The organism is Halanaerobium saccharolyticum subsp. saccharolyticum DSM 6643, assembly GCF_000350165.1.
In the GTDB taxonomy this organism is placed as follows: Bacteria; Bacillota; Halanaerobiia; order Halanaerobiales; family Halanaerobiaceae; genus Halanaerobium; species Halanaerobium saccharolyticum.
This window is the reverse complement of record NZ_CAUI01000023.1, coordinates 346,962-368,554: the sequence shown is the minus strand read 5'-3', so window position 1 is coordinate 368,554 and position 21,593 is coordinate 346,962. Positions and strand designations below refer to the sequence as shown.

At 34.5% G+C, this 21,593-nt stretch carries 25 protein-coding genes; all 25 read left to right on the top strand.

Going from position 1 to position 21,593, the window contains the following annotated elements; translation table 11 throughout:
* The first annotated feature begins 6 nt into the window (after window positions 1-6).
* Complete coding sequence (gene flgL, locus HSACCH_RS11905) at window positions 7-918, top strand: flagellar hook-associated protein FlgL (protein ID WP_005490102.1); 912 nt, start codon at window positions 7-9, stop codon at window positions 916-918.
* Between the two features lie 186 nt (window positions 919-1,104).
* Entirely contained in the window at window positions 1,105-2,478 is a 1,374-nt protein-coding gene (locus HSACCH_RS11900) for a flagellin N-terminal helical domain-containing protein (protein ID WP_005490100.1), read from the top strand.
* A gap of 86 nt (window positions 2,479-2,564) precedes the next feature.
* Entirely contained in the window at window positions 2,565-2,951 is a 387-nt protein-coding gene (locus HSACCH_RS11895) for a flagellar protein FlaG (protein WP_005490098.1), read from the top strand.
* Between the two features lie 11 nt (window positions 2,952-2,962).
* Window positions 2,963-4,705 carry a flagellar filament capping protein FliD gene (fliD, locus tag HSACCH_RS11890; protein ID WP_152416040.1) on the top strand — a complete coding sequence of 581 codons (1,743 nt, stop codon included), beginning with the start codon at window positions 2,963-2,965 and terminating at the stop codon, window positions 4,703-4,705.
* Between the two features lie 89 nt (window positions 4,706-4,794).
* Window positions 4,795-5,370 (top strand): hypothetical protein, encoded by a 576-nt coding sequence (locus HSACCH_RS11885; protein WP_005490095.1) that lies wholly within the window; start codon window positions 4,795-4,797, stop codon window positions 5,368-5,370.
* 15 nt (window positions 5,371-5,385) lie between these two features.
* Window positions 5,386-5,811, top strand: coding sequence for a hypothetical protein (locus HSACCH_RS11880; RefSeq protein WP_005490093.1), 426 nt, complete (start codon window positions 5,386-5,388; stop codon window positions 5,809-5,811).
* 116 nt (window positions 5,812-5,927) lie between these two features.
* Window positions 5,928-6,614 carry a Crp/Fnr family transcriptional regulator gene (locus HSACCH_RS11875; RefSeq protein ID WP_005490092.1) on the top strand — a complete coding sequence of 229 codons (687 nt, stop codon included), beginning with the start codon at window positions 5,928-5,930 and terminating at the stop codon, window positions 6,612-6,614.
* A gap of 45 nt (window positions 6,615-6,659) precedes the next feature.
* Window positions 6,660-7,679 (top strand): BMP family lipoprotein, encoded by a 1,020-nt coding sequence (locus HSACCH_RS11870; RefSeq protein WP_005490090.1) that lies wholly within the window; start codon window positions 6,660-6,662, stop codon window positions 7,677-7,679.
* Window positions 7,680-7,772: 93 nt separating this feature from the next.
* Complete coding sequence (locus tag HSACCH_RS11865) at window positions 7,773-9,305, top strand: ABC transporter ATP-binding protein (protein ID WP_005490088.1); 1,533 nt, start codon at window positions 7,773-7,775, stop codon at window positions 9,303-9,305.
* Window positions 9,302-10,357: an ABC transporter permease gene (locus HSACCH_RS11860; RefSeq protein WP_005490087.1), complete on the top strand. Its 1,056-nt coding sequence runs from the start codon at window positions 9,302-9,304 to the stop codon at window positions 10,355-10,357. Before HSACCH_RS11865 ends, HSACCH_RS11860 begins: the two co-directional genes overlap by 4 nt.
* Window positions 10,358-11,293 carry an ABC transporter permease gene (locus tag HSACCH_RS11855; RefSeq protein WP_005490086.1) on the top strand — a complete coding sequence of 312 codons (936 nt, stop codon included), beginning with the start codon at window positions 10,358-10,360 and terminating at the stop codon, window positions 11,291-11,293.
* 64 nt (window positions 11,294-11,357) lie between these two features.
* A complete protein-coding gene (locus HSACCH_RS11850) occupies window positions 11,358-12,800 on the top strand; it encodes a dihydrolipoyl dehydrogenase family protein (RefSeq protein WP_005490085.1) in 1,443 nt (480 codons plus the stop codon).
* Between the two features lie 95 nt (window positions 12,801-12,895).
* Window positions 12,896-13,642, top strand: coding sequence for a nucleoside phosphorylase (locus HSACCH_RS11845; protein WP_005490084.1), 747 nt, complete (start codon window positions 12,896-12,898; stop codon window positions 13,640-13,642).
* A gap of 305 nt (window positions 13,643-13,947) precedes the next feature.
* A complete protein-coding gene (locus HSACCH_RS11840) occupies window positions 13,948-14,142 on the top strand; it encodes a hypothetical protein (RefSeq protein ID WP_005490083.1) in 195 nt (64 codons plus the stop codon).
* Window positions 14,143-14,218: 76 nt separating this feature from the next.
* Entirely contained in the window at window positions 14,219-15,547 is a 1,329-nt protein-coding gene (locus HSACCH_RS11835; RefSeq protein ID WP_005490082.1) for a tetratricopeptide repeat protein, read from the top strand.
* Window positions 15,548-15,560: 13 nt separating this feature from the next.
* Window positions 15,561-15,830 carry a DUF6470 family protein gene (locus HSACCH_RS11830; RefSeq protein ID WP_005490081.1) on the top strand — a complete coding sequence of 90 codons (270 nt, stop codon included), beginning with the start codon at window positions 15,561-15,563 and terminating at the stop codon, window positions 15,828-15,830.
* 28 nt (window positions 15,831-15,858) lie between these two features.
* Entirely contained in the window at window positions 15,859-16,317 is a 459-nt protein-coding gene (gene fliW, locus HSACCH_RS11825; RefSeq protein ID WP_235044027.1) for a flagellar assembly protein FliW, read from the top strand.
* A complete protein-coding gene (csrA, locus tag HSACCH_RS11820) occupies window positions 16,317-16,547 on the top strand; it encodes a carbon storage regulator CsrA (RefSeq protein ID WP_005490079.1) in 231 nt (76 codons plus the stop codon). The genes fliW and csrA overlap by 1 nt, the downstream gene beginning before the upstream one ends.
* A gap of 23 nt (window positions 16,548-16,570) precedes the next feature.
* Entirely contained in the window at window positions 16,571-16,978 is a 408-nt protein-coding gene (fliS, locus tag HSACCH_RS11815; protein ID WP_152416039.1) for a flagellar export chaperone FliS, read from the top strand.
* Window position 16,979: 1 nt separating this feature from the next.
* On the top strand, window positions 16,980-17,360 hold the full coding sequence (locus HSACCH_RS11810) for a hypothetical protein (RefSeq protein WP_005490077.1): 381 nt from the start codon (window positions 16,980-16,982) through the stop codon (window positions 17,358-17,360).
* A 63-nt stretch (window positions 17,361-17,423) separates the two neighbouring features.
* Complete coding sequence (locus HSACCH_RS11805) at window positions 17,424-19,406, top strand: chemotaxis protein CheA (protein WP_005490076.1); 1,983 nt, start codon at window positions 17,424-17,426, stop codon at window positions 19,404-19,406.
* Between the two features lie 20 nt (window positions 19,407-19,426).
* Entirely contained in the window at window positions 19,427-19,918 is a 492-nt protein-coding gene (locus HSACCH_RS11800; protein ID WP_005490075.1) for a chemotaxis protein CheW, read from the top strand.
* Window positions 19,919-19,955: 37 nt separating this feature from the next.
* Window positions 19,956-20,456 (top strand): chemotaxis protein CheW, encoded by a 501-nt coding sequence (locus HSACCH_RS11795; protein WP_005490073.1) that lies wholly within the window; start codon window positions 19,956-19,958, stop codon window positions 20,454-20,456.
* 14 nt (window positions 20,457-20,470) lie between these two features.
* Window positions 20,471-21,073 (top strand): chemotaxis protein CheC, encoded by a 603-nt coding sequence (locus HSACCH_RS11790; protein WP_005490071.1) that lies wholly within the window; start codon window positions 20,471-20,473, stop codon window positions 21,071-21,073.
* Window positions 21,066-21,569 (top strand): chemotaxis protein CheD, encoded by a 504-nt coding sequence (locus HSACCH_RS11785; RefSeq protein WP_005490065.1) that lies wholly within the window; start codon window positions 21,066-21,068, stop codon window positions 21,567-21,569. The genes HSACCH_RS11790 and HSACCH_RS11785 overlap by 8 nt, the downstream gene beginning before the upstream one ends.
* Window positions 21,570-21,593: the final 24 nt, after the last annotated feature.

Genomic DNA, 21,593 nt, shown 5'->3' with positions numbered 1-21,593 from the left:
AAAAGAATGCGGGTTACTAACTCAATGATGGTTAGAAATATGTTAGACCATCTACAAAATAATTTAGGAGATTTAAATGACTTAAATGAACAGTTAAGTTCAGGCAAGTTATTCCAAATGCCATCTGATGCACCAATTAAGGTAGCAGATAGCATGAATTATAAATCACAGTTAAATAGAAATAATCAGTTCCAGCGTAATCTTAATCAGACAGAAAACTGGTTAAATACTACTGAGAGTGCTCTTAAAAGTGGAACCGAGGTAATTCAAAGAGCGAGGGAATTAACAATTTATGCTGCCAATGATTCAATGACTTCTGATGATCGCAAAATGGTAGCTAAGGAAATGAAACAGCTTCGAGATGAGCTAATTGATATTTCGAATGCTAAACTTGGTGACAGTTACATATTTTCCGGTCAGAAAACAGGAGAAAAGCCATTTATACTTAATAGTGACAAAACGGATATAGATAATTATGTTGACTATCAAGGGGATAAAAATAGTGTTAAGAGAAGATTAAATGAGAATGTTGAGATGGGGGTTAACCTCAATGGACATGAGGTTTTTAAAGATAAAATTGATAAACTTAATAAAATTTATAGACAATTAGAAAATAATATACCTGGCAAAGACATCAAAGGTGAAGATCTTAGTGATAATCTTGATGAAATGGATGATTTTATTAATGATTATGCAGAATTAAGATCCCAAGTTGGTGGAAAGCTTCAGCGTACAGGAAACATTATTGATCGATTAGAAGCAAATGAAGTTCATCTTAGAACTTTAAAATCTAAAAATGAAGATGCTGATTTAGCAGAGGTAATTACAGAACTCAAAATGGAAGAAACAGTTTATAGGGCTTCTTTGGCCTCGGGGTCAAGAATTATGCAGCAGTCTTTAGTAGATTTTATTAGATAAATTTTTAGTGGCTTTTATAACTATGGTTTAATAAACTACCATAGTTGTAATGGTTACTAAAACACCGTTGCTGGCAACACTATCGGCCGAAGTGTTGCTGTGGAGGTGCTCATATAACCAAAACAAATTAGAATAACTGGCAAGGATGCCAGTATAACTACACAAAATTTCAAGGAGGAATAAATAATGAGAATTAATACGAATGTCGCTGCTTTAAACTCTTATAATCAATTGAAAAATACAAACAATAACTTAAGTAAGTCTTTATCAAGGTTGTCTTCAGGTAAAAGAATTAATAGTGCTGCTGATGATGCGGCTGGTTTAGCTATTAGTGAGAAAATGAATTCTCAAATTAAAGGATTAGCTCAAGCACAAAGAAATGCTCAGGATGGTATTTCAATGATTCAAACTGCTGAAGGTGCTCTTAAAGAAACTCACTCTATTCTTCAGCGTATGAGAGAATTAACCGTACAAGCTTCAAGTGATACTAATACTGATGCAGATAGGACTGAAATTCAAAAAGAGGTCAATAACCTTACTTCAGAGCTTAATAGAATAGGGAATACTACTGAATTCAATACTCAAGAAGTATTAGATGGAAGTATGGAAGGCGCAGGTTCTGGAGCGACTGGTGGTCAAATGACATTAGGGTTTAATTCAGTAACAGATGGTGACAAGTATGATATTACAGTGGGAGAAGATACTTGGACTGTTACTGCTAACTTAGCAGATGCTAATGATGATGCTGATAGTATAGATACATCTGCAAAGACAATGACTATTGATGTAGCTAATGGTGCTGGTGCAGATGCTGCTTTTGGAGCTGCTCTTCAGGATGCTTTTGATGATTTAGCAAATGGGACTGATAATTCTGGTGCAAATGGAACTAATACTGTCGATGAAAATCTATCTAACTTCACATTTACAGATAATAGTAATGAAATTACTATTAAAGCAAATGACGCAGGGGATTTTGCTGGTAGTGACGATGTGAGGGGAATAATAGATTCAAGTGCCACTGGTACTGGTACAATTGATGAGTTAAATGCTACTGATGGTACCGAAGGAACAGGAGGTACTGCGAAAATACAAATTGGTTCAAATATGAAACAAGCTTTCTCTGTAGATATTTCTGATATGAGATCTAATGCTCTTAATATTGCTGGTACAGCAGGAAGTACAGTTGGTTCAAATGGTGCTGCATTTACAGCAGCTAATACTGTTACTGATGGTACAAACAATACTAATGTTGAGGCAGCTTTGGATGTTTCTACTCATGATAAAGCTACAGCTGCTATTGAAATATTAGATGAAGCTATTGGAACTGTTTCAGCAGAACGTTCTAAATTAGGTGCTTATCAAAATAGATTAGATCATACAATAAATAATTTAAGCGCTTCTGAAGAAAATATTACAGCTGCTGAATCCAGAATCTCTGATGTAGACATGGCTAAAGAAATGATGAACATGAGTAAACAGCAGATTCTTTCTCAGGCTGGTACAGCTATGATGGCTCAAGCTAACCAGTTGCCACAGGGAGTACTGCAGTTACTCGGTTAATTTCTTGAAGAGAACTAAATATACAATAAAAATAAAGCCGGCCGGTTTTCCGGCTGGCTTATTTTTTAAGAAAGGGTGGAAGCTTTATGAGAACAGAAGGAGTAGACTCGCTTTCCAGCCAGCAGCTATACAATAATAACAACAATAGCAGTGAAAATATTAGAACTGAAAAAATTAAATCTAATAATAAAAAAACTAATACAAAAGCTACATCTCTTCAGGAAAAAAAGGAATACAACCAGCAAGAACTTGAAGATGAAGTTAGAGAATCTGTAAAAGATGTAAATGAAATAGTAGATCAAGTAAAAGAAGGATTATCCTTTCAGATACATGAAGATACAGAAGAGCTAATGGTTCAGGTAATTGATATTAATACAGATGAAGTAATAAAAGAATTGCCACCTGAAGAAATGCTGGATTTAAAAGCAAGAATACATGAAATGGTAGGTATATTAATAGATGAAAAGGTTTAAAGAGGAAGTAGGTGTTATATAGTATGCAACTAGATGGTTTAGCAACTGGTATGGATACTACTGCTGTAATTGATCAGTTGGTTGCCCTAGAACAGAGACCAATCTATAATTATCAGCAGGAAATATCTGAACTGGAGATGACTAAAGGTGCCTGGCGTGATGTTAACAGCAGGCTGGATAAGTTAGAAGATAGAACAACTGATTTAAAGTTATCTTCAACTTATAATTCTCGCAGTGCAAGTTCCAGTGATAAAGATATTGTTACAGCTACAGCAAGTAATGATTCTAATGAAGCTAATTATTCGATTACTGTTAATAATGTAGCTAGTACTCAAAGAATATCAGGTAACAGATTGGATGATTCTACAACAGCAATTAAGGATCTTACAGGGTTTGGGTCAATAGCCGCAGAAAATAATATTCAAATTAATGGAACAGATATTACAATTAACGATAGCGATACTTTAGCTGATATTAGTAATAAGATTAATGATGCAGAGGCTGGAGTAAATGCTTCTATTGTAGATAATCACCTTGTTTTAGAAAGTGCTGATACAGGTGAAAAAAATCAGATTGCTTTAGTAGATGATAATGATCTATTTAATAGCCTAGGTGTTCTACAGACTGGAGATAATGATAACAGTCTATCTACAAATTTAATGGAAGTTAAAGATGCTGACACTGCTTTGGGATTAACTGGAAGTTTTCAGATTGATGTAGAGGGTGGTACTGGATCTGGAGAAATCATAGTAGATGAAACCACTACATTAAACGATATTAAAAGTCAAGTAGATGCACTTGCACTTGGTGGAGACCTTTCCGCTTCAGTAACTGATGAAGCTAATGGATATTTTTCTCTATCAATAAGTAGTTCTACAGCTGGTTCAGATATTAAGCTGAGTAATACTGGAACTGAGAATATCCTGTCAGATTTAGCTTTTGGTAATCGAAGTTATCAAAATGAACTTCAGACTGCAGAAGATGCAAATATAGATATTAATGGTATTGAAGGTATTACTAGTTCTACAAATACTTTTTCAGAAGCTGTAGATGGTGTAACATTTAATATCAATCCTGATGCTGTTGTTAATGATGGAATAGATACTGCTTCTGCCAGTGTGTCTGTAAGCAAAGATACAGGTAAAGCCACTGATGCTGTAAAGGCTTTTGTTGATCAGTACAACAGTGTAATGAACTTCCTTGATGGTAAAACTGATTATGATGAGGAAGAAGAAAAAGGTGCTGTACTGCAGGGTGATTCAACTGCGATGAGGTTGCAGACAAGACTTAGAAGTCTGGTATCATCTAAAATTAAGGATACTGGAGATTTTAAGACTCTATCATCAGTTGGAATAGAAATCGACAGGGATGGAGTAATGAGCTTTGATAAATCTAAATTCACAGAAGCTTTAGATCAATCTTCAGAAGAAGTAATGTCTATTTTTAATGGTGAAAGTGATTCAGATGGATTTGATGGCATGGCTGTCAGAATGGACAGCTATCTTGACCAGTTGATGCAGTCAAATACAGGTTTAATACCTAGAAGATTGGATTTCTATGATACTCGGATAGATAGTCTAAATGATGATATAGAAGATGTGGAAAGAAAAGTAGAAATGACCAGAGACAGATATGTAGAACAGTTTGCTGCAATGGAAACAGCTATCTCTGAGATGAATCAGCAGATGAGCTGGATGCAGAGTCAGCTTTCAAGCCTAGCTGGTTCAACAAGCATGCTGAGTAGTAATAACTAATATGATAGTAATTTGTAATTTTTTGAGGAGATTGGTGAGCTGAATAGATACCGATCTCCTTTAATTGTTTTAGGGAAGGAAAATATATTATGAAAATATACATAAACGAGAATTCAATAGCAGAAGATGCCACTGATAAAAATGATATTTTAGAACTGGTAGAATCAAAGTTAGAAAATGAAATAATAGATACACTCCATTTGGATGAAGTTGAGGTCTCTTTAGAATATTTTCGGGAAAATGAACTTGATCTAGAAAGAATAGATAAGATAAAGTTTGAAAGCAAAAAAGTTGAGCAGCTAATAACTGAAACCCTTAAAGAAGCAGAAGACTACCTGCCTAAATTAAAAAATGCTTTAAATAACTCAGCAGAACTTTTTAAAAATGGTAAGGAAGCAGATGCTTCTGAGCTGCTGGATAAGACTCTAGAAGGAATTCAATGGTATCTGGAAGTCATCAATGGTATAATATCCTTAATAGATAATAAAGAGCTAAAAAATAAAGGTAATAAGATACTATCTGATTTTACCCAGGCACTAAACAGGGCTATGGTTGCTCTGCAGAATGAAAACTATGATTACCTGGGAGATTTATTAGAAGTAGAAATGGTAGAATATATTGAGAAGTTAAAAGACTTTAATCAGGAATTATTAGAAGAATACTAAAAGAGGTGACCAAAAATGTCTGCTGTAGAAAAAACCAACTCTGTACTAAGCCAAATCAAAAATTTCTTTGTCCAGAAGTTAAATCAACCCAATCAAACCGAAGTCCAACCAGAAAAAGGTGATAGATTTACTAAATCACAGCAGCCAGCCAAAGTCACCTATGACTTAGAAGATTTTGCAGTTTCTGATGCGGTTAAAAGACCGATTAAAATCAACAACAGCAATAATATCTTTTTTATTAACCACAATAACCGCAATAAAGCTGTAAAAATAGATCCGGGAGAATATAATTTAACAGAGATTCAGGCTGCCATTCAGCAGCAGGTTAACGAAGAATTTGGAATCGGTAAGGTTAGTGTCAAGATGACTGCCTCCGGTTCAGATCGTTTTATCTATGCTGAAGATAAAAAAGAAGAGCATATTCTGGACGAGCATGTTTAAAACTGATTGTCTGAATATTGGTTGACTAAATTAAACAAATAAAACTAGTTGATTAAGCCTCAGGACATATGTCCTTTATTTTTTTGGCTAAATAATTTACAATTAAGGGGATAAGATTGAATTTTAGAAAAATTATAAAAAACGATAAAAAATTTCAAAATATTTTTAAAAACATGCCGGATTCAATCATTGATAAATGGGAAGTGAAAGAATATCAGGCAGGAGAAATCATCTGTCACCAGGGAGAAATCTCAGATTACTTTTATTATATTCTTGATGGTTATCTCAGCATTTATTTAATGGCAGAAAACGGCAGCAAATATGTGCAGTCAATTTACAAAAGAGCTAACTATTTTGGTGAACTGGAAATTTTTAATCAGCAGCCTTATGTCTGCACTGTTGAAACAATTAGCAGCAGCAAAATTATTCGTCTGCAGAGAAAATATTTTATGCAGTGGCTTAAAGAAGATCAGGACTACCTGCTTTATTTAACCCGAACCCTCTGTGATAGTTTTTATAAACTTTCGCAGAAGGCCGGCGAGGATATGCTTTATTCTTTAAGATATCGGATCTGTAATTATCTGGTCTATAAAGTAGAAGCAGCCCAAAAGAGTTCAGGTAGGGTTGAACTAAAGCTCGATAAAAAGCAGCTTTCTGACCAGCTGGCAGTTACTAAAAGAAGCATTAATCGAGTTTTAAAAAAACTGAGTCAAAAAGGCATTTTAGAATTCAGCAGCCAGAGCATTATTATTAAGGATCTAAAAGCACTGAAACAGGAAGAGGAATTAAGCCGCTACCAATAAAGCGGTTTAAATATATAAAAAACAAAAAGGGAAGGTGTTATTTAAATGAAAAAATTTTTATTTTTAACATTAGCTTTAGTTTTTCTTTTTAGCTCCGCAGTTATTTTAGAAACAGAAGCTGTACAGGCAGAATCAGAGCTTAAAGTTGCACTTGTAGTTTCTGGAGGTCTGGGTGACCGCTCATTTTATGATTCATCTGCCGAAGGGGTAGAGTGGGCAGAAGAGGACTTTGGTATTGACTCCAGAGTTTTAGAATGTAGAAATGATCCTTCATTATTTAGAGATCGTCTTATTCAGGGCTCAATGTATGGAGACGTGGTAGTTGTAGTTGGTTTTGAATTTTACGATGTTGTTCAGACTGTGGCACCAGAATTTCCAGAGGTAGAATATATTTATGTAGATAACAATGTAGAAGGTTATGATAATATTACTTCTATCATCTACAAAGAAAATGAAGGTTCATTTTTAGCAGGTGCTTTAGCAGCTATGATGACAACTGAAACTGAAGTTCCAAATATTACAGCTGAAAAAACAATTGGAATGGTAGGTGGTATGGATATTCCTGTTATTAGAAACTTCCAGGTTGGTTATCAGGAAGGAGCCAAATATATTGATTCTGAAACTAAGGTAGAAACAGTTTTTGCTGGTGACTTTGAGGATCCAGCTCAGGGAAAAGAATCAGCTTTAACCCTTTTCTCTCAGGGAGCAGATGTGGTATTTGCAGCAGCTGGTAAAACAGGAGAAGGAGTTTTCCAGGCAGCAGCAGAAAACAAAAAATATGTAATTGGTGTTGACGCAGATCAGCGTTATATTAACCCCGATGTTATTATCGCTAGTGTAGTTAAGGCGGTTAATGTTTCAGTTTATGAGTCAATTGAAAGAATTATTAATGATGAGCTTGATTCCGGCAGTCTTTATACTTATGGATTAGAAGAAGAAGGAGTCTATATTGGTTATGGAACTGAAGCGATGGAGCAGATAGTTCCCGCTGAGATTAAAGAAAAGGTTCAGACTATTAAAGAAAAAATTATTAGTGGTGAAATAGAAGTTTCAACAGCTTATTAAGCTATAGCTATTAAAAACTAAAAAAGATTACTGTAAGGAGGGGTGAAAGTTGCTCCTCCTTAATTTTATTAAATTTTGATTGAGGTGAAATTTATGGCAGAAGAACTGATTCGTTTTGAAAAGATCAGAAAGGAGTTTCCAGGAGTTGTAGCAAATAATGATATTGACTTAACTATTAACAAAGGAGAAATCCACGCTATAGTTGGCGAAAATGGTGCTGGTAAAACAACCCTACTTAAAATATTATATGGGATGCACCAGCCGACAGCAGGTAAAATTTATATTGAAGGCCAAGAAGAAAAAATTGCCAGCCCCGCTCAGGCAATTAAAATGGGAATTGGAATGGTCCATCAGCATTTTATGCTGATCCCATCTTTTACAATTGCAGAAAATATAGTTTTAGGTTATGAACCGCGGCAGAAAAGTATTTTTACTGATTTTAAAAAAGCAGAAAAAATAACTGAACAGCTGCAGGCAGAATATGGTTTAGCTGTTGATCCACTGCAGAAAGTAGAAGATGTTTCAGTCGGGATTCAGCAGCGGATTGAGATTCTCAAAGTTTTATATCACGGAGCAGAAATTTTAATCTTAGATGAGCCAACAGCAGTTTTAACCCCTCAGGAGACTGAAGAATTATTTGAAGTGATTAAAACTTTAGTTAAAGAAAAAAATAAGACTGTTATTTTTATTACTCATAAATTAAATGAAGTTATGAATATTTCAGATCGAGTTACGGTAATGAGAGATGGCAAAAAACTGCAGACAATGGCCACAGAGTCTGCTACAAAAGAAAAAATAGCCGAATTAATGGTTGGCCGCGAAGTCTTACTTTCAGAGCTGGAGCGAGATTCTAAACAGGGCCAGGTTAGACTGGAAGTACAGCAGCTCAAGGCTCGGGATAATCGAAATTTAAAAGCAGTTAAAGATATTTCCTTTCAAGTACACAGTGGAGAAATTTTAGGTATCGCCGGAGTAGAAGGTAATGGCCAGTCCGAATTAGTAGAAGTAATTGCTGGTTTGAGAGAACTTGAGTCAGGGAAAATTATAATTAATGATCAAGATCTTTCAGAGAGCAGCAGTGGAGAAATTAGACGAAATGGAGTTGCTCATATTCCTGAAGATCGCTTAAAAAATGGAATGAGTAAAGAGGCCACAATTGCCGAAAATCTCTTAATGGGTAAACAGTACCAAAAAGATTTTGCCGCCAATAAAGTTCATTTAAAGCAGCAAGCAGTTAAAAAAGAAGCAGCTAATTTAATTGAAGAATTTGATATCCGAACCCCTTCAGCAGAGGTTAGTGCCGGCAGTCTTTCGGGTGGTAATATGCAGAAAATGGTTATTGCTAGAGAATTTTCTTTTGACAGCCCGATTTTACTCATTTCTCAGCCAACCCGGGGAGTAGATATTGGAGCAATTGAATTTATCCATAATGAAATAATGAAAAAAAGAAACGAAGGCTGTGCAGTGCTTTTAGTTTCGGCAGAATTGGATGAGATTATGCGGCTTTCTGATCGAATTCTAACAATTTATGAAGGTCAAATAACTGGAGAATTTGAAAACAACAAAGATTTATCTAAAAAAGAAATAGGATTATATATGACCGAAAAAAGGGGTGAAGCAAATTGATTAAAAAAGATAAATATAAACTAGAATATTTAAGCTCTTTATTCATCTCCATTGCAGCAGCCCTTTTAATTGGTGGAATAATTATGTGGCTTTATGGCAAAAATCCACTGCTTGGTTATCAGGCGATGTTTGCCGGTGCTTTTAATTCGCAATATCGTTTTGCCACGACTTTAGCTAAAATGGTACCACTAGTTTTAACCGGCCTGGCGACAGCGGTTTCCTTTAGATCGGGAATCTATAATATAGGGGGAGAAGGCCAGCTTTATTTAGGTGCTTTTGCCGCAGCTTATGTCGGGATTACATTTACTAATTTGCCTGGTTATCTTGGTATTTTGCTGGCGGTTGTAGCAGCGGCAGCAGTCGGAGCAGCCTATGCCTATATTCCAGCTGTGCTTAAGGTCTATTATCAGATTGATGAGGTTATTACCACAATTATGTTAAACAGTGTCGCTATCTTTTTTACAGGTTATCTGGTTAACTATCCTTTTGCAACCAGTCAGGGCAAAATGGGTGGAACTGATATGGTAGCAGAAGGTTACCAGCTGAGTCGGCTGGTAAGACTTTCCGATTTAAACAGCAGTATTTTTATGGTAGCCTTAATTGGAATTGCAATCTATTATCTTTTAGAAAAAACTACCTTAGGTTATGATTTTAAAATGGTGGGACAGAATAAAGACTTTGCTGATTATGGTGGAGTTAATTCTAAAAAAAGAATGATTACCGCTATGTTGATTTCTGGAGGTCTGGCAGGAATTGCAGGTTCTTTTGAAGTTTTAGGGACTCATTTTAGGTTTCTGCAGGGAATTTCACCCGGCTACTATTTTGATGGTTTGTTAATTGCTTTGATTGTTAAAAATAATCCGATTGGTATCATATTTATGTCATTTTTCTTTGCTGCCTTAAAAACCGGATCAATGTCGATGGAGATGGCAACTGAAATCCCATCTGAGCTGGTTTTAATTATTCAATCAGTTATAATCTTTTTTATTGCTGGTGAGGCAGGGATGAAAAAAATTATCAAAGGATTTTTCAAAAAGGGGGAGCAACTCTAAATGGAAGAAATATTACTTAGAATTTTTAATTTATCAGTTATTCAAAATACAATTAGAACCTCAACTCCTCTAATTTTAGCAGCTTTAGGTGGACTTTTAACAATGCAGGCTGATATTTTAAATATTGGCATGGATGGTATGATTTTAATTGGAGCTTTTTTTGCTGTTTTAGGCAGTTATCTTTTTGCAAGTTCTTTAATGGGAGTAGCTTTTGCTGTTTTATCAGGAATAATAATTGGTCTATTCTTTAGTTTTATGGTAGTTAAGTTAAAGGCCGATGAATTTATAGTCGGCATCGCAATAAATATTTTTGCTGGTGGTTTAACTGTTTTCCTTTTAAGAACTATTTTTGGAGTTAAGGGAGCTTTTTCTTCAGATCAGATCATTGCAATTCCCAGAATAAATATTCCTTTTCTAGAAAATATTAATTTTTTAAATGTAATTTTTAATAATCATTCTGTCACAGTCTATATCAGCTGGCTTTTAGTTATTCTGGTTACAATTTTCCTCTACAAAACACCATATGGAATGTGGCTTCGGGCAGCTGGAGAATATCCAGAAGCCTTAGATACAGTTGGAGTCAGTTCGCAGCTGATGAAGCATTTTAGCTCAGTTATGTGTGGTATATTTACCGGTTTAGCTGGAGCCCATCTGTCTTTAGGATATCTAACTCTATTTTCGGAGGGGATGAGCGCCGATCGTGGTTTTATTGCTCTGGCTGCAATAATTTTTGGCCGCTCCCATCCGGTAAAAACCTTTGGGGCTGCTCTTTTATTTGGTTTTTTCGATGCAGTAGGTATGAGACTGCAGGGAGTAGGAGTTCCAGCCCAGTTTAGTAAGGCGATTCCTTATCTCTTTACAGTAATTGCCCTATTTATAATTGCCAAAAGACATTTGAATAAAAAAGATAAAACAGCTCTAGAAACTGCTAACTAAATTAAAATTATTTTAGTGAAGTTGAAATATAAATTAAGTAAGAGCAACTAAAGGAAGTGGATTAATGGTTAAAGAAAAGCTTAAATATGATTTGTTAGTAATCGGTTCTGGGGCAGCTGGTTTTTATGCTGCCCGGGAGGCTGCTAGAGCTGGTTTAAAAACAGCTGTAGTCGAAAAAGCAGAATTCGGTGGAACCTCCTTTTACTGGGGCAGTCTTCCAGTCAAAATGATCGCTGATAAAATTAAGGCCTATCAAAAGGCAGTGGGCTTATTTTCAAACTTGAATGCGGAACCAAAAATTGAAGATTTTCTACTTCAGGCCTCAGATTTTAAAAAAATTGAAACCAAGATCAAAACAGATCTAACAAAGGCCGGAGCAGATATTTTTTATGGAGAAGGTCATTTTAACTCGAAGCAAGAATTTGAGCTGGCCGAAAAAATAATTAAAGCTGAACAGCTGATGTTAGCTACTGGAAGTAAAGTTAAAACGGGATCCAATTTTAATTTAGATGGGAAATATATAATTTCTCATAAAGAAGCTGTTACTCTAAAAGAACTGCCGGAGAGTATCTTAATTGTTGGAATGAATATTGAAGGAGCAGAGTTTGCTTCTATTTTTAGTTTTCTGGGGGTCAAGGTTTATATTTTAGACCAGGAAGCCAGTCTGCTGCCGGGGATTGATCAGGATTTAACTGAGCTGCTGCAGCGGGAGCTTGAAAAAAATGGAGTTGAGCTAATGGCTTCAACTCTGCTTAAAAATACTGAAATAACTGAAATTGAAGCTAAAAAAATGGTTAGAGCTGAATTAGAGTCTGTTTCTGAAAAAGGGGAAAACAAATCGTTAGTTGTAGATAAAATTTTATTTACTGCCGGCAGAGAGGCCAACTTTCCAGCTGGAATTGAAAATTTAGAGCTTGATTTTAAAGCTCAACAGCTCAAAGTTAATCAGAAACTGCAGACAAGCAAGCCCAATGTCTATGCTCTTGGCGATCTTAATAGCAGATTTGGAATTGCCAGTACAGCAATTAGTGATGCCTTAATTGCAGTTAATAATCTTAAGCAAAAAAAGGTTTTTAAAAACAAGTTGAATTCTGATCAACAGGAGCCGCTTTTAGAGTTTAAATCAGCAGCTGAACAAATTATTCCGCTAAACATTTTTACCATACCCGAAATTGGGGGTCTTGGTTTAAGTGAAAGCCAGTTAAAGTCAAAAAACATTGAATATCAAATTCAAAAATATTACTTTAAAGACTGCTGGCGCAGTTTAAACAGTAGTGATCCAGGGTTTGTTAAAATTATGCTGGCAGAAGATGGGGATCAGGTGCTTGGTATTTACCTGGTCGGAAATGAGCTTTCAGAAATCATCTCTAGTCTCTCACTAGCAGGCCAAAACTTACAACTCAAACAGCTGCTTGAAAATATTTATGTCCACCCGACAAGAAGCGAAATCTTGAGAGAAGCAGCTTTGCTTCAGCTTCCGGGAACAAAATCTTTAACTGGAAATTAATTTTTAATAGTTAATTAGTCTTATAAAATTAAGTACCGTTTGAATTATTAGATAGATTGAATTTTAATCAAGATCAAAAAGTTAGGAGTGAGCAAATGAAAGAAGCACATTTACTCTGTCAGCCGGGTGATATTGCTGAAAACGTACTGCTGCCAGGAGATCCAGAGCGAGTTTTAAGGGTGGCAGAAGAATTGAGTCAGGTAAAAGAGATTGCATTTAATCGAGAATTTAGAACAATAACTGGCAATTACCAGGGGCTGCCTGTAACCGTTACTTCGACTGGAATTGGTGGCTGTTCAATGGGGATTGCAGTCGAAGAGCTTGCTAATTGTGGTGCAAAAAATTTAATCAGAATCGGCAGCTGTGGAGCTCTGCAGCCAGAACTTAAACTGGGTGAGCTAATAATTGTCACTGCCGCTGTCAGAGAAGATGGTTTAAGTAAGACATATGTTAAAAGTGAATATCCAGCAGTTAGTGATTTCGAACTAAGCAGCTGTATTAAAAATAAGGCTCAGGCTTTAGCTTTTGATTTTAGCTTAGGGATCTGCCGCAGCCATGAGTCCTTTTATATCGATCACAACCAGGAGCTTATTGATTACTGGAAAGGCAAAAATGTTCTGGCATCAGATATGGAAACGGCTGCCCTTTTTACTGTTGCTAATCTGCGGCAGTTAAGAGCAGCTTCAATTTTAAACGTGGTAGTAAATGAAAGCCAGGATTCTTCTGCTGGCATAAACAGTTATGTGGAAAAAGATGAGGTTATTATGGAGGGAGAAAGCAGAGAAATTAAGCTGGCTCTAGAATCTCTTTTAGCCTGGCAGCAGCTGCAGGATAAAAATTAAGTTGAACTTTTTAAAGAAAGCGATAGTTAAAGATTATTTGCCGAGATTTAAACTTAGTTATATAAACCTGCAAATAGGATTTAATTCGCTTTCTATTGCTTTAATCGTCCTAAATCAGAGCTGAGGGCATTTAATAAAACAACGATTTTCAACGATTCTAGTAGTAAGAGCAAGTAACAGCTTTAATTGTATAACAAGCTTCAATTATCGTTCTTCCATTGAACTTCCGGTGATCTTCTTTTATACTCAGATATAATATGCTATAATAAATCCAGAATTGCCATAAAAAAAAGGAGTTGAAAACAATGAATGTAAATTCTGCTATGCAGAGCCAGATTGCAAGTGTGCAGCAGGCCTTAGGCATGATGTCACTGCAGCAATCAATGGGTCAGGATGGGGCTACTGTTGGTAAACTTTTAGAAGGAATGCAGGAGACTACAGAAGCTGTTCAACAGGCAGCGGGTATTAACCGTGGTCATCACCTTAATGTTCGAGCTTAATTAAAATAGATTATAATAGAGTATTTTGGACAATTATTTTAAAATAAGAAATTTATTAAAACTTGTGGGGTAGTTTATGGATAAAAATAGAGGAACAAAATTTCATTATCAAAAGGCTTTAAATTTAATCAAAAAAAATAATGTAACCGAAGCAATCAAAGAGTTAAAATTATGTCTGAAGTTTAATCCTAATGATGTTTTAGCACTCAATTTGCTGGGACTTGGTTATTATCTTAAATGCCGCTTTGATAAAGCAGAAGAACAGTGGAAGCAGAGCTTGTCTCTTAAAAGAAAAAATAATCAGGCAGCTGATTATCTCGAATTAATTACCAAAAAAGATTTTTTGGAGTTGCGACAGCAGTATAGAAAGATACTTTTTAATGATTCAGCTGCTAAAAGTAAAAAAATTAATTTTTTAAAAGAAATTATAAAAAAGCATGACGAACTAATTGAGCCCTATTTAATTTTAGGGCTATTATATAAAGAAGATCAAAATTATCAGGAAGCACTTAAATATCTATATCAGGCCTATGACTTAGATAGTGGGAATCAGAATATTAAAGATTATATTATGGAATGCGAAAACAATGAAAAAGCTTCTAAATTCTTTAATTTAGCTGAAATAGATTTAAGCCGCTTTAATTTAGATAAATTTAAAATAAGTAAATATAAAAAAGAATTGATAGCACTTATAACAGCACTCTTAGCGGTGTTTTTAATCTTTATTTTAAGTAATGGTGAGCCTTTAGAAATAATGGAAAGAAGCGAAATAGCTGATAATACAACTCAGAGTCAAAGAACAGATCCAGGTATTAATAATGAGAATAATAATCAGGCTGCAAATAATAACAATAATAATTCAGAAAATGAAAGTGCAGCAAATAACTTCAAAAAATTAGATTTAAACTTAAATTTAATGCAATATCAGGCTATAAATAACTTAGTTTCTTTAGATTTAATCAGAAATATTAAAAATAAAGAGGCTGAAAAAAATAAAGCTGAAGTTTTTGAACAATATTTTGACCAGGATCGCGAGCAGGAACTCTTTAACCATGGTCTGCAGAGATTTAGAAACCAAAGATACGAAGAAGCCACTATTATTTTCAAACAGCTTTATCAATTATCAGATGCTGATTATTTAAAAAGAGAAAGTCTTTTTCTTTTAGCAAGAAGCAGTCAGTTAGAAGAAGATTTTGAAGCAGCAGAAGAATATTATCGACTTTATATAAATAATTATCCGAACACGAATTATTATGTCGAAGCGCTATATACTCTTGGTTTACTTTTAGATGAACGGGGTAAAGTGGCAGCAGCTCAGCAAGTGCTTCAGGAACTAAGAGAGAAAAGACCAGATAGTTCTTATAACAATTCTAAAGTTTATGATATATTAAATAAAGAAAGTTAAGGAGTTCTAAGCCATGCTTAATAATTTAACTTTGAAAATTGATAATTATCCTTCCCGTAAAGCGCTTAATTTTTATAACTTGGCTGATAGAGCTAAGGCAATTGCTGATCAGGGGAATAAAACTGCAGCTGAGGCTGCATCTTTTTACGCAGCAAGCGGAGATAAGTTGGCAGATTTTGAAAATTACAAGATATCTGATCTCGGTTCTGAAATTATGTATAATGCAGAAAGAGAATTAACTTTGGTCTATAAACCGGGACCAGAAATAGATTTTAAAGCTTAAAATTTAGGGGGCAATAAAATTGGAGCTAATGACAAGAGATTTTGGTAAAATAGAAATTAAGGAAGATCAAATTATATATTTCAAAAATGGGTTGCCTGGTTTTGAAACCGCTAAAGAATTTATTTTGCTTCCCTTTGCCGAGGATTCACCATTTATAATTATGCAGTCAGTTAACAATCCGGAGCTGGCATTTATTACGGTTGAGCCGGGCAACTTAATTGAGGATTATGAATTTGAAATAAGTGATCAAAGAGAAAAAGATCTAGAAATTAAATCAATAGAGGATATTTTAGTATTAAATATCATCACTTTAAAAGATCAATTAGAGGAAATAACAGCTAACCTATCTGCTCCTATAATTATTAACTTAAAAGAAAAGTTAGGCGGCCAGATTATTCTGGACAATCATAATTTTAGTGTGCGCTTTCCAATTTTTGCCGAGCAGCAGGCAGAAAACCCTGCTCAAAAAGATGAGGTGTCAGAATAATGCTGGTTTTAACAAGGAAAAAAGATGAAAAAATCATTATTGGTCAGGATATAGAAATCACAGTTGTTGGTATTGACAATGGTAGTGTACAGTTGGGAATAAGTGCACCCAAAGAGATTGAAATATTACGCAAAGAATTATTAGAAGATGTTAAAAAGGAAAACCGAGCTGCTGCTGAAAATAAAGATTTATTAAACAAGCTGCAGCAGATAAAATTTAATGCAGAATAAATTGCTTAAAGGAGGCGATCATGATGAATAAAAATCGCGCAGAGCAGTATAAGAAAACTCAGATCAATACTTCAAGCCCCGGCAAACTATTATTAATGCTTTATCAGGGAGCTATAAAATTTTCTAAACTGGCAATTAAAAATATTGAAGCTGACGAAATAGAAGCAAGCCATAAAAATATAATTAAAGTTCAAAATATTGTTTTAGAGCTGAAATCAACATTGGATAAAGAAAAGGGTGGTCAGCTGGCAGATCAATTAGAAAAGCTATATGATTTTATCTATCAGGAACTGCTGCAGGCTAATCTAAAAAAAGATATTGAACATCTTAATAACATAATCCCTCTTTTAGAGGAACTTTATACTTCCTATAAGGAAATAGTTTTAAAGCAAAAATCACCTGAACTTAAAAGGGTTAATCTTGGAGGCTAAAATGAGTGCTTTATTTGATTTATATCAAAATCTTAAGCAAAAATTACTGAAAGAAAAAACTTTAATTGCAGCAGAAGATTTTGAAAAATTAGAAATACTATTAAAAGAAAAAAATGAAATAATTGAAAAAATAAAAAAAGATGATTCAAAAAGCTCTGTTCAAGCAGCAGAGACTAAAAAAGCTAAAACAGCAGTTAGTCAAAAAATCGAGAAACTTTTAGCTTCTATTGTAAAAGCTCAAGCTCAAAATATTGAACTTCTCTCCCAAAAAAAGGGAGAAACTAAAACAAAAATTTTAGAACTATATAGCCGCCAAAAAAGTATTAAAGGATATCATAATCCAGGCCAGCAGGAAGCGAAATTTTTTGATGAGCAAAGTTAGAATAAAATTTGAATTTTTTAGAAATTTAAGATATTATTAACTAAGTTATGAGGGGGGATTTTTTTGCAGGAGAATGAATATTTAAAGATCTTTTTTGCAGAGGCGAAGGAATATATTGAGGTTTTAAACAATGGTATTTTAACATTAGAAAACAATCCAGAAGATAAAGAAACTATAGATGCAATTTTTAGAGCAGCTCACTCACTTAAGGGAATGGCAGCTGCAATGGGCTTTGAAAAATTAACAGAACTAACCCATAAATTAGAAAATAGTTTAGATAAGATTAGAGAAGGTGAGATTAAAGTAAAGACAGAATTCATTGATCTTCTCTTTCAGGCCTTAGACAATATTCAATATTTAGTTAAAGCAGTAGAAGAGAATAATGGTAAAGAGCCGGAAGGTTTTGATTTAGATGCTTTAATTGCCGAGCTTAATGCCTATACTGAGGCCAATGATTTTAAAGAGAGCCAAACTGCAGCAGTTGATACTTCTGAAAATGTTAGAGATTTTTTAACAGAGGCTGAAAAAGAAGAACTTTTAGAAAGAAAAAAAGATAAAGAAAAGGTCTATCATTTAAAAGCTGAAGTTGTTGATGAAGAATTCAAATCAGTTAGAGCTTTTATGCTTTTAAAGAAACTAGATGAAATAGGACAGCTCTTTAAATCAGAACCTCCGAGAAATACAATTGAAAATTCTGAGGCAGATATTGATCAATTAAATATAATTGCTTTAAGCTGGCTGGAAAAGGAAGAATTTAAAACAGAAATAGAAGCTCAAAGCAGTATTAAATTAATTAGTTTAGATGAACTTCAGAGTTCAGAAATAAAAATCGATTCTGAAAAAGAAAGCAAATCAAATACTGTTCAAAAAAATAAAGTAAGCAGCTTCAACAGCAGTTCTACCGTTAGAGTAGATATCAGTAAGCTTGATACTTTAATGAATATGGTTGGAGAACTTTTAATTAATAAAAGTAGATTAGAGTCACTTGATATTAAAAAAACAAAATTTAAAGAAATCATGCCTCAGCTTGATCGAGTAACCATGGATTTACATCATATTGTGATGCAGATTAGAATGGTGCCGGTAGGAGTAATGTTTAGCCGTTTTCCTCGGATGATGAGAGATCTTGCCAATAAAATGAATAAGGAAATTGATTTTGTGATGTCCGGTCAGGAAACAGAACTTGACCGCTCAATCATTGATGAATTAGCAGATCCGCTAACTCATTTACTTAGAAATGCTATTGATCACGGTATCGAAAAACCTGCCGCAAGAAAAGCCGCTGGTAAAGATGGAAAAGGTAAAGTTGAACTTTTAGCTTATCAAAAAGGTAGTGAAATCATCATTGAGGTCAAAGATGACGGAGCTGGTATCAAAGCAGCAGCAATTGCTAAAAAAGCTGTAGATAAAGGGATTATTGAACAAGAAGAAGTTGAACAACTTGAGAAAAGAGATATTTTGGACTTTGTTTTTCATCCAGGATTTAGTACTGCTCAGGAAATAACAGATGTTTCTGGTCGAGGTGTGGGGATGGATATTGTCCGCAGCACAGTTAAAAAACTTGATGGTCAGGTAAGTATTGATTCTGAACCAGGTGAGGGAAGTACTTTTAAAATAACATTACCCTTAACTTTAGCAATTTCTCAGGCGCTGATGGTTAAAATAATTGGCGATACTTTTGCAATTCCTTTAAGCGCAGTCAGTGAAACTCTAACAATTGAAACTGAAAATATTAAAAAAATTAGAGGTAAAGATGTAATAGTCTTAAGAGAAACTACTATTCCTATTGTTTCAGCAGCAGCAATTTTTGGAGATGATGATCAAAAAAGCTTTAAAAATTCCGAAAAAGATCTTTCTGTCGTTATTTTAAAAAGTGGTGAAAGAAAGGTTGGTTTAGTTGTAGAAGAATTATTAAATCAGCAGGAAATAGTAATCAAGTCTCTGGGTAAATATCTGCAGGAGACTAGATACATAAGTGGAGCTACAATTATTGGTGATGGTGATGTTGCTCTTATCGTTGATGTTCGAGATGTTGTCAGTAGATAATATAATAAAGAGGTGAAAAAATGACCTTAGATAAAGAAAATTCGATTTCAATGGCTGCTCAGGATAGCAAATCTGATTTAAATCAGTATGTAGTGTTTAACATAGATGCTGAACAATATGGTATTAAAATCGATAAGACAAGAGAAATTATAAAAGAAACTAAAATAACTAAAGTTCCTAATACTGCTGAACATGTGATGGGAGTAATTAATCTCAGAGGTATAATTGTTCCTGTAATTGAATTGAGCAGACGTTTTGGTATTGAAGATGATATAAATGAACATTTATTTTCTGATGCTGAGCAGCGGATCATAACTGTAGAAAGTGAAGGACAGCTTTTAGGAATTCAAGTTGATCACATTGAAGGAATAGTCTGGGTTGAGGAAGAAAAGGTTGCGCCTCCTCCTGAATTAGAAAAGGGAATTAGAGAAGATTATTTAAGAGGAGTTTGTGCTAGAGCTGATAATCCTTTATTAATTCTCCTTGATCTAGAAAAAACACTTTTTGCTTAAATCATAATTTTAAAATGTTGAGGGGGTTGCTTTGCAGATGAATAATAAAACTAGTAAAGAAAAGCAGGAAAAATATATAATATTTACACTTGCTGGGAAACAATTTGGTGTTCATATTAAACAGACTCGAGAAATTTTATCAAGCAAGGAATTAACTTTAGTACCTGAAAGCCCAGATTATATAGCAGGTCTGATTGATTTGCGGGGGATGGTTGTTCCTGTAGTAGATTTACAGCTAAGATTAAATATCACTCAAGAGGCTAATTCTCAGCCGGAAAATAGCGGTGTTATTATTATAGTCGAGTTAGATGATTTAACAGCAGGGATGATGGTTGAAGAAGTAAAAGAAATTAAAGAACTGCATCAAGAAGAAATAGCTGAGCTGCCAAAACTTGCTCAAAAAATAGATCGTAAATACATAGCAGGTGTTGGTCGAACAGAAGGAGCAGAATTATTAATGCTGCTTGATTTGAAGCAGGTATTAAGTGCCGAAGAAATGAATCAACTTCAGCATTTAGACAAAAATATTGTCAGTTAATAAAGGGGCAGTTTATGAATTTAGATAAAGAAAAAAAAGACATTCTAAAAGAAATAGCAAATATTGGGGCGGGAAATGCAGCAACAGCTTTTTCTACCATGGTGGATCAAGAAACTAAAATCACAGTTCCAAGAATTGAACTGATGCCGATCGAAGAGCTCCCGGAAATAACAGGCAGTCAGGAAGATTATATTGCCTGTACACTAATCAATTTCGATGGTGAACTTTCCGGCAAGATACTTTTAGTTTTAGAGATGGACAGTGTAGAAAAGATTCTTCACCTTTTATTTGGAGAGGGGGAGCTTCCCGGAACTGAAATTCGAAATTCGGCTTTAAGAGAGCTCGGCAATATTTTAAGCGGTGCTTACTTAAAGGCGATAAATATTTTTAGTGATTTGAATTTAAGTCAGGGTTTACCCGCTGTAGCATATGATATGGCAGGTGCAGTACTAAGCAGTTCTGTTATTGACTACAGTCAAAGTGGAGATGAAATTATTTTATTGGAAACAGAATTTATTATATCTGAAAAGAAATTGGAATTATATTATTTTTTTATTCCCGAAGAAAAATCAATAGATATTCTTTTCCAGCATTTGATGGGTGATAACCTTGCTTAGTTTAGAAAACAAAAAGGAAGCAAAGAAAACAATAGTTAAAATGGCTGATTGGGCAGTTGATCAGGAAGATGCATTACTTGTTATTTTGGGTTTAGGTTCCTGTGTGGGGGTTGCTTTTTATGATGAATTTACAAAAATAGGAGGCTTAGCCCATGTTATGCTGCCTGAGAGTAAAGGAAAAAATCAAGTAAAAAGTAAATATGCCGATACTGCTATTCCATTTCTTTTAGATAAAATGATAGAAAAAGGAGCTAGAAGACAGCGGCTGCAGGCAAAACTTGTTGGTGGAGCCGGAATGTTTAAAACAGAGGCCGGTCAATCGGTGATGCAGATTGGTCAAAAAAATATTGCAGCTGTCAAAAGAGTTCTAAAAGAAGAAAAAATAAAGATCGTTGGCTCTGATTTAGCAAAGGATTATGGACGCTCAATGTATTTTAATCTCATTGATGGTAAGATTAGAGTAAGTGCCTTCAATAGACAAAATATGACATTATAAAACAAAAATATTAATTTTCTCTTG